Source organism: uncultured Tissierella sp., assembly GCF_902479755.1.
Taxonomy (GTDB): domain Bacteria; phylum Bacillota; class Clostridia; order Tissierellales; family Tissierellaceae; genus Tissierella; species Tissierella carlieri.
In genome coordinates, this window is the sequence record NZ_CABSQO010000023.1 from 64,259 (window position 1) to 73,554 (window position 9,296).

A 9,296-nucleotide genomic window follows, 5' to 3' on the forward strand; every position below is an offset into this window, starting at 1 on the left:
CGAGCCCCCTACTAAGGTTTTAACTTTGGACCGTCTATTTGCCATAATTCCTCATTAATATATCCACCAATATTCTCAAACGCTTCCCTTAAACTTTCTCTATCTGTTGCCACAAAAACAAAATCATTGTTTATAAACTTTTCATTTGCTTCATTATCTCCTACAGTTATTCCAAAAGATCTAGCTATGTTTGTCACACTTTCTAATTCATAGAATTTCCCATATCTGTCCTTAGTATTTGAATATCCAATGATAAAGGCTTGATCTATAATCTTTGAACCTTGTATCATTTCTCCAATTTTTTGTACATATGGTTCACCATATGTAATGTCTAAAGACACTCCATTCCCTACTGAATGTTTTTGATTTGTTAAATAATAAGTATATCCACTGGGATGTTTGCCTGCTAACCATCCATATCCACTTAAATTTCTATTATTCGTATAAAATATGCCTAGATCCTCCATACTAGTAAGAAAGTTATCAAAGTATCCATAACCATTCCTTCTAATATTAATATTTGCACTTCCTGCAGTTGTTACACCGTCTACAAGAACTACCATGTAGTTCTTCACTTGCTGTTTAGAGTTTAATTCATAACTGCTTTTATTTTCATTAAATTTCTTTAATTGATAATATGCTCTCCTCATACCGTCTCCAGTATTAGTAGCACCATCTGCAGTTAAGGCATTGACCATGGTCTGTAATTTATTTTTTTCATCACTGATTTTAACATTATAAAAACTAGATAGATCTATTCTGTTTACATCTTTACTGTTGTAATTACTATGTGGCATATTTGCATTATAAGAAAATGGGACTAAACTTACATAAACATCAGATTCCTTAAATATAGAAAACAAGCCTCCATTTGGATCATTTAATGTATTCTTTAAAAGACTTAACCTAACGGGATTATTTCCATTTATCCCTGTAGTTGTAGTTCCTTCACCATTCATACCCCAATTCATACTTCCTGATGTATCTAGCACCATAGATATCGCAGCAACAGGCTTTTTATGGATTTCCGGTGTCTCCTCTGTTCTATAAGCTAACGCAATAGCTGGCTTCTTTGCATCTCCCCAATCTATAATGTGAAGTGCATTAATAGCCTCAACTTCAGTAGCTATAGTATCGGATTTCCTATTATTACTGACTTTAAGCATATATCTAATTATTTTATCTTCTTGAGTTTCACTCGGTTTAGTAAATTTCAAATCATATATCAAATCTTCTAATCCATGGGTTAGAACATCCATCTTATAATAACCCGTTTTACCATCAATGGATACATATTTATAATGTACAATTGATTTTTTATCAGGCCCTAACCCTATATAGTTCCAAGGTTTAACTAACCCTTTTATATCACCATTCTCAACGACTGGTTTGAAATCATCTTCAGTTACCATAAACCCCACTGTTGAAAATCTTATGGCATTATTAGTAGTTTCAATGGCATATCTGATATCGGCTTGATTTTCAAAGGATCTAAATGTACTCGAATGTCCTCTTATTCCTATAAATAAGATATTATAGGCAATAACCATTACCATAAGTCCTATACTTATTGCTATAATCAATTCTATTAAAGTAAATCCTTTTCTTTTATTCATGCAGATCCCTCTTGACCTTATATTATTCTTTTATCCATCTAGTCCTACTAAGATTATTCTTATCAATATAAAGTGATAAAGATGAAGTTCCAGATCCCTTTGCTGTTTTAGCAGCAGCACGAATTTTAATTTCATCATCTTCCTTCGAAATTTCTATATCCACATACCCGACAGGATCTATCTCATTAGGTAAAGCAAGGTTCTTATGAGTCAAGGTATCTTTCGTATCTTTTATAAACTTATATATCTTTAAATCACCATCTTTTTCCTCCATCAAAGCCGCATATGCTATGTCTATACCTGATCTAGCTAAATAATATGCCCTCAAATTATTTTCTTGAGTTGTAATTTGCTTAGTATTTGATTGGGCGATTGTTATAATCGAAATAAATAAAATTGACAACACTACCATTACCATTAAAACTACTGGCAATACAAAACCTTTAACTCTTTTTAGGTTCTTATTTACGTAATTCATCCCATCACCTTTCAATCAATTTATATTATCTATACTATCTAACCAGATGTCCTTAGACATCTCGTTACATAGCACAGTATTTTGACACTGTAGGGAGAAAATCTCCCTACAATATCTGTATTTCCTCTTTAACTTATGAAATTAGATGCTGATATTAAGTCATATTATTTAAGGCTTGCACCACAACTAGAACAATATCAGAAAGTGAAAGCAATATTTTTCTCACTTAATTTCCTAAAATAAACCTATAAGTAATCCATATTAGGAGATTAATATCATTATATAGTTAATACTTTAATAAATTAATTGTCTCTTATCAGTATATTACTCATCTTGCCTATCATTATCTTTGTATTCTCCTGGCTTAACAATTATATTTCCTGAATCTAATGAAATTTCATATGGTCCTTCTATCTTATTATTTGCACCATCTTTTAAATCTTCCAGACCACTTGGAACATCAGGATATTTATCTCCATCAAGATAACCTTTTAAATTTTTTTCTATTAATTCATCACTACCTGCATCTGGATGTTCTGCAATATACATTGTTGCTATACTCTTTAAAATTCTGACATTAGCATTATGAGTAGCTATCTTTGCACCTTTTCTTGAGGAGCCTAACTTCGGCACAGCTATAGCTGCCAATATCCCCAATATTGCAATAACTACCACTAACTCCACTAAAGTAAATCCTTTTCTGTTTCTTTTCTTGTTAATCCATTTTAACATTTGCCTTTCCCCCTTAATTTTATATTTTAAAAATAATTATATAAGTATAATAATGATCTCTTTCCTAAACCACTACATTTCTGTCAATTCACAATGCAAAGTGAACAATTTTAAGGTTTTAATGTTTTTAATTGTGCATTGTATCCATATCTCTTTAATTTATTAAAATAGTTTTATCGTACAAAAAAGCTGCATAAATAATACAACTATTTATGCAGCTGAACGATCATCATTATCCTATTGGATAACCTTAGACTCAAGCTTTGCGTCGCTAAGTTTCCTTAACTTTGCCGAGGAAATATTCATTTTTCGATAATTTAATTTATTTTATATTATAATAATCCCTTTTAATTGTCAATATTTGGTAAATGAATAATTCGTTTTAATTGTAAACTGTTCATTTTCAATTATTTATTACTGTATGGTATTCACCATATCAAACATCGGCATTGCCATAGCTATAACTATAAACCCAATGACCACTGCCATAACAACTAACATAAGAGGTTCCATCAGGCTAGTCATTCTTTGTAAAGCTACTTCTACTTCATCATCGTAGAAATCTGCTGTTTTGTATAATATATCATCAAGAGAACCTGATTCTTCTCCTATTTTTATCATGGAATCTACCATTGGCGGAAATACTCCCATTTCGTTAATTGCTCTAGACAAAGCAACTCCTTTTCTTACATTTTCAGCTGCTATTGCTAATCTATCATGTACTACTTTATTTCCTACTACTTTGGCTACCACATCTATGGATTGAAGTAAAGGAATACCACTAGATATTAGAGTTGATAAAGTCCTTGTAAATCTTGATGTAATTATTTTTACATTTGTATCTTTTACTATTGGGATTTTGAGCTTTAATGTATCTAAAAAATTCCTGCCAATAGGTGTTTGCCTAAAAGTGCCAAATCCTGCTATCATTCCCACGACTATTACTATAAATATATACCAGAAATTTGTTAGCCAATTACTTATATTGAGTAAAACCTGTGTAGGAACTGGTAATGCTTGTCCGCTAGATTCAAACATACCTATGAAAGTCGGCATAACAGCTACTAATAAGAATATAACCACTGCAATGGAAACTACTGCTAATGCTATTGGATATATTAACGCTGATTTAATTTTGTTTTCCAATTTGTTTTCCTTCTCAAAATGTACCGCCATTCTTTCCATTATTGTATCTAAGTTTCCACTGACTTCTCCTGCTTCAATCATATTTATAAGGAGTGCTGGAAATACCTTGGGATGTTTTTTCATTCCTTCAGATAAGGTAAACCCTTTCTGAACATTTTCATATAATGCTCCTAATGCCTTAACTAAATTTTTATTTTCAGATTGTTTCTCTAATATTTCTATACATTTTACTATGCCTATACCTGCATCTAACATTGTATAAAATTGTCTGCAAAATACTGCTAAATCTTTCTTTTTAACTTTGCTAGAAAAGATATCTATCTGCGCTTCCGCCTCTATATCCTTCTCTATTGAAACCGTCAGATAGTTATTTCCCTTTAGCATTGCTAATACATCCGACTTCTCACTTCCTTCAAAATACCCTTCTATCATTTCTCCATCTTGAGATACTGCTTTATACCTATATATCATAGGGTCACATCCTAAATAATATATTTTCTAATATTTTCTTGATTTATCGCCTGCATTAAAGCTATATCCTTAGATATTAATCCTCTTTTACAGAGCTCAAGTAATGACGAATCCATAGGTTGCATCTGATATTTTGCTCCTGTTTGTATCGCTGTATCTATTTGATGAATCTTATCTTCTCGAATTAAATTTCTTATGGCTGATGTTGCTACCATTATTTCAAAGGCAGCTACCCTTCCAGATTCATCTGTCTTTGGCAATAATTGCTGAGATATTATTGCCTGAATAGCCGATGAGAACTGTACTCTCACTTGCTGCTGCTGATGTGGTGGAAACACGTCTATTATCCTATCTATAGTCTTTGCAGCTCCATTGGTGTGCAAAGTTGATAACACAAGATGACCTGTTTCAGCTGCAGTAAGCGCTATAGATATCGTCTCTAAGTCTCTCATTTCTCCAACTAATATAACATCTGGATCTTGCCTTAAAGCAGCCCTAAGACTTGATGCAAAGGATTTAGAATCCGTACCTATTTCTCTCTGATTTACTATACTTTTATTATGTTTATGTAAATATTCTATAGGATCTTCAAGAGTCAATATGTGGCATTTTCTTTCATTATTTATTTGATTTATCATAGTAGCTAAGGTTGTGGATTTTCCACTTCCTGTAGGGCCAGTAACCAAAATAAGTCCACGAGGTAATCTAGCTAAATCTTTTACCACTGGCGGAAGTCCCAAGTCATCTATGTTAGGTATTTCTAACGGAATTATTCTTAATGCCATACCATAGGATCCTCTTTGCTTATATGCATTTACTCTATATCTACCTATTCCTGGACTAGAAAAGGAAGTGTCTACTTCACCATTTTCTTCTAATTCTTTTATTAAATGCTCATTCAAAGTTTCATAAACTAAAGTTTTTGTATCGTCTGGTCTTAATTTTTCTTCGCCAAAGTTTATCAGCTGACCATTTATTCTTAAAACAGGAGGCATTCCGACTGTTATATGAATGTCAGATGCCTTTTTAGAAGTAGCTATGTTCACAAGTTCAATTATATTCATTTTATGTCCCCCTATCCCAATGTAAATCCTACTCTTAATACTTCATCATAGGAAGTGTCTCCTCTAATTGCTAAGCTTGCTGCTGATTCTAATAATGTATGCATTCCATCTTTTATAGCTTGTGTCCTTAATTCATCTATATTAGCTCCTTTATCTATAAGTTGCCTAATACTTTCATTAATTGGCATCAATTCATGTACTGCCCTTCTCCCTTTATATCCATTGTTACAAAAACTACATCCTACGGCTTTATTTAATATCAATTTATCTTTTTCTTCCATACCCAAGATTTTTTTTTCTAAATACCCAGCCTCATAAGACGTCTTACATTTTGGACAAAGTAATTTTATTAATCTTTGAGATACGACTCCTATAATAGCTGATGATACTAAATATGATTCTATTCCCATATCAATAAGCCTTGCAACGGTAGAAGGACTGTCATTAGTATGTAAAGTCGAAAGAACTAAATGTCCAGTAATTGCTGCCCTAATTGCTATCTCGGCAGTTTCGCTATCCCTTATTTCTCCTACCATTACTATATCTGGGTCTTGTCTAAGTATGGCTCTAAGTCCAGAGGCAAAGGTTAATCCAGCCTTTGTATTTACCTGTACTTGATTGATTCCATTTAATTTATACTCTACTGGATCCTCTATAGTGATTATATTTTTTTCTATTTGATTTAACTCTTGAAGAACAGTATATAAAGTAGTAGTCTTTCCACTCCCTGTAGGTCCTGTAACTAATATCATTCCATATGGTTGAGCTAGAATCTTATTGAATATTTCTAACCCATCCTTGCTGAAACCTAATGCTTCCTTTGTGAACATAAAATTAGACCTATCTAGTAATCTTATTACAATCTTTTCTCCATAAACTGTTGGCAAAGTAGATATTCTCATATCTATTTCCTTACCATTTATTTTAGTTTCTACTCTACCGTCTTGAGGTATTCTTTTTTCTGCAATATTCATTTTTCCAATAATTTTAATCCTAGTAACTATACCTGAAAGACTACCTTTAGCAAGTATCATAACCTCTCTTAAATCTCCATCTATACGAAATCGCACTCTTATATCTTCAGCATATGGCTCTATATGTATATCAGATGCTCTTTCCCGTACAGCTTGTTCGATTATAGAGTTTAAGAGTTTCACTATTGGAGCACTGGTTACTTCTAATAGCTCAGAGTCCTCTACATCATCTGTATTAATAGGTAAAAAATTCTCTTCAAATTCTTCTAATACTTTTTTTGTAGTTTCTCCACTATAAAATCTATCTATTGCTTTTAACAGTTTTTCCTTTGTTGAAATAACTGGTTGAATCTCTGATTTAACGAAAATTTTAACATCATCTAAAGCAAAAATATTCAATGGATCAACCATAGCTACTATAAGAATATCATCTCTTTTATCTATCGCTATGAGTTCATATCGCCTAACTATATTTTCTGGAATGATTGTGGCTACAGACGAATTTATTTGATACTTATCTAAATCTACATGTGGTATTCCTAGCTGAAATTCTAATACCTCAATAATATCATCCTCAGTGGTAAATTTTTCAGCAACAATAACTTCTCCTAACTTTTTCCCTGACCTTTTCTGTATATCTAAAGCATTTTTAAGTTGAATTTCAGTTATTTTTCCAGCATATAGTAATAATTCTCCCAGCTTTAATTTTTTATTTATCATTCCATCACCTTCAAGTATTATTATCCTTCGTTGTATTATTCTATATAATTAGTCAAAATTCCTTCTATTTTTTTAAATATTTCCAAATTTATTTTTTTATCTAAATTCCCCCAAATATTTTGACTAAAAATAGCTTGATTTAAGAGCATAGATATTCCATTAAATGATTTCATACCTCTGACTTTAGCCTCTTTTATTAATTTAGTTTCATATGGTTTATATACTATATCATAAGCAATAGTATTAGTAGAAAATCCACTTAATTCCAGTGGTGCCATATTTTCTAAAGGATACATACCTATGGATGTGGAATTAATAATAATATCTATATTTTTTTTATCTATATTATCTAAATTTAAATTCGTTATCTCTATTAAAATTTTATCATTTATCTTTTTTATCTTTTTTTGCAATAAGAAGCTATTATCTAAGGTTCTATTAGCAATAGTTATACTATATATATCTTTCTTCACCAATGCATTTGCAATCGCGTATGCAGCTCCTCCTGCACCTATAAGCAAAATATTTTTACCTTTTATATCTATGTTATTATCGTGAAAAGTTTGTAAAAAACCATCACCATCTGTATTATATCCAATAAATCTTCCATTATGATTTTTTACAGTATTAACTGCCCCCATAGCTTTGGCTTCTGGAGTAATATCATCTAGATATTTAATTATAGATTTCTTATATGGAATAGTTACATTAAAGCCTTCTATTTTCATTGCCTTAAATCCATTTATTGTTGTCTTTAAATCAGTTTCTTCTATATTAAATCCTAGATAGAGACTGTCTTTATTTAAAATTTTAAAAATATTATTATGTATTATCGGTGATAGAGATTTATCTATTGGTTTTCCTATTAAACAATAAAGTTTTGTATTCCAAGTGATTTCCATTTTTTCCCTCCTGTCATTAATTTTATTATACCATAAAAGCCAGCCTGCTAATATTATGACTGTCTATATATCTAATAATAAAAACAAAAAAATTTAAATCTGGCTAGATTATACAAATTGGATAAAAACTAGTCTAAATAAAAAAACTATTCCGTGCAAAACTATTTGTAGGAGGTGGATGATTTGAAAAAAAATAAAATCAAAATTTTAGGATTATCTATAGTTTTACTAGTAGCAATGGCTGGCTGTCGTCCAGCGAATACAAATATGAGAAATATGTCTACACAAACTAGACTATATAACGATAACTTAAATAATCGTTGGATGACTAATACACCTTATAATACTAGGGATAGATTAAATACTAATCTAAACAATGGTATGGTTAGAGATAACACTAATCTCAACAACAATGCGCTTAGAAACACTCCAATGACTTATGATAGTCTAAGAGGTAACAATTTAGTCCCTGGAACCACTGATAATGGTAATATAGCAAACAATAATTTATCAACTAGAGCAACTGCTATAGCGAAACGAGTAGCTGAATTACCAGAAGTGAAAGGTGCTTCCGTAATAATTCATGGAAATACAGCCCTTGTGGGATGTGAACTAGAGGGAAATACAGCTACCAAAGGAATTACAACTAGCATTGGAAATACAACTACTACAGGTACTACAACTCATACTGTAAGTTCTGATCTTAGAAAAAAAGTAGAAGCTGCTGTAAAAGTTGCTGATAAAAACATAAAACATGTTTCTGTAACTTCAGACCCTACTCTTCACACTAGAATAAGAACTATAAGTACCAATATAAACAGTGGTCATCCTATATCTACATTTGTTACAGATATAGAAGATATTCTTACAAGAATAACTGCTCCTATTAGAACAGCTCCCGTTAGATAGGTATAGTAAATTAATCCAGGATTAAATTACCTGGATTAATTTATTTACTCATTAAAGTTTTATTTAGCTTATTTAGTAATCTTGTTTCAATTCTTGACACATAAAGTCTAGATATACTCAACATAGCAGCAATTTCTCTCTGTATTTTACAATTACCATCTATCAAAACTACTTATATAATTGCTTTCAATTTGCAAGAATCTCAAAGGCTTTAATTGATTTAATAAATCTCTAATTATAAATAATAAACCCTCTACAATTATTTATAATCTTTTATATAAAAC

8 protein-coding genes and 1 riboswitch are annotated in these 9,296 nt (G+C 31.1%); of the genes, 1 reads left to right on the top strand and 7 read right to left on the bottom strand.

The window, feature by feature from the left end; genetic code table 11:
* Window positions 1–11: 11 nt before the first annotated feature.
* The 7 genes from RDK80_RS12960 to aroE all read right to left on the bottom strand — a co-directional run bounded on the left by RDK80_RS12960 (window position 12) and on the right by aroE (window position 8,103).
* The gene (locus tag RDK80_RS12960; protein WP_308524501.1) at window positions 12–1,616 is read right to left on the bottom strand and encodes a prepilin-type N-terminal cleavage/methylation domain-containing protein; all 1,605 of its coding nucleotides are present in this window, start codon (window positions 1,614–1,616) and stop codon (window positions 12–14) included.
* Window positions 1,617–1,638: 22 nt separating this feature from the next.
* Window positions 1,639–2,094, bottom strand: a complete 456-nt coding sequence (locus RDK80_RS12965; RefSeq protein ID WP_308524502.1) for a hypothetical protein — start codon at window positions 2,092–2,094, stop codon at window positions 1,639–1,641.
* 324 nt (window positions 2,095–2,418) lie between these two features.
* On the bottom strand, window positions 2,419–2,826 hold the full coding sequence (locus RDK80_RS12970; protein WP_308524503.1) for a type II secretion system protein: 408 nt from the start codon (window positions 2,824–2,826) through the stop codon (window positions 2,419–2,421).
* 210 nt (window positions 2,827–3,036) lie between these two features.
* Window positions 3,037–3,128: riboswitch (cyclic di-GMP riboswitch) on the bottom strand.
* 112 nt (window positions 3,129–3,240) lie between these two features.
* Complete coding sequence (locus tag RDK80_RS12975) at window positions 3,241–4,443, bottom strand: type II secretion system F family protein (RefSeq protein ID WP_094900246.1); 1,203 nt, start codon at window positions 4,441–4,443, stop codon at window positions 3,241–3,243.
* 11 nt (window positions 4,444–4,454) lie between these two features.
* The gene (locus RDK80_RS12980) at window positions 4,455–5,507 is read right to left on the bottom strand and encodes a type IV pilus twitching motility protein PilT (RefSeq protein WP_308524504.1); all 1,053 of its coding nucleotides are present in this window, start codon (window positions 5,505–5,507) and stop codon (window positions 4,455–4,457) included.
* A gap of 11 nt (window positions 5,508–5,518) precedes the next feature.
* Entirely contained in the window at window positions 5,519–7,201 is a 1,683-nt protein-coding gene (locus RDK80_RS12985; RefSeq protein ID WP_094900244.1) for a GspE/PulE family protein, read from the bottom strand.
* 35 nt (window positions 7,202–7,236) lie between these two features.
* Window positions 7,237–8,103, bottom strand: a complete 867-nt coding sequence (gene aroE / locus RDK80_RS12990) for a shikimate dehydrogenase (RefSeq protein ID WP_308524505.1) — start codon at window positions 8,101–8,103, stop codon at window positions 7,237–7,239.
* A gap of 183 nt (window positions 8,104–8,286) precedes the next feature.
* On the opposite strand from aroE, the gene RDK80_RS12995 reads away from it, so the two are divergent.
* Window positions 8,287–9,012 (top strand): YhcN/YlaJ family sporulation lipoprotein, encoded by a 726-nt coding sequence (locus RDK80_RS12995; protein ID WP_308524506.1) that lies wholly within the window; start codon window positions 8,287–8,289, stop codon window positions 9,010–9,012.
* Window positions 9,013–9,296 lie beyond the last annotated feature (284 nt).

Coding starts and splice junctions, on each gene's coding strand:
- RDK80_RS12960 (WP_308524501.1), bottom strand. CDS start 1,616: ATGAATAAAAGAAAAGGATTTACTTTAATAGAATTGATTATAGCAATA.
- RDK80_RS12965 (WP_308524502.1), bottom strand. CDS start 2,094: ATGAATTACGTAAATAAGAACCTAAAAAGAGTTAAAGGTTTTGTATTG.
- RDK80_RS12970 (WP_308524503.1), bottom strand. CDS start 2,826: ATGTTAAAATGGATTAACAAGAAAAGAAACAGAAAAGGATTTACTTTA.
- RDK80_RS12975 (WP_094900246.1), bottom strand. CDS start 4,443: ATGATATATAGGTATAAAGCAGTATCTCAAGATGGAGAAATGATAGAA.
- RDK80_RS12980 (WP_308524504.1), bottom strand. CDS start 5,507: ATGAATATAATTGAACTTGTGAACATAGCTACTTCTAAAAAGGCATCT.
- RDK80_RS12985 (WP_094900244.1), bottom strand. CDS start 7,201: ATGATAAATAAAAAATTAAAGCTGGGAGAATTATTACTATATGCTGGA.
- aroE (WP_308524505.1), bottom strand. CDS start 8,103: ATGGAAATCACTTGGAATACAAAACTTTATTGTTTAATAGGAAAACCA.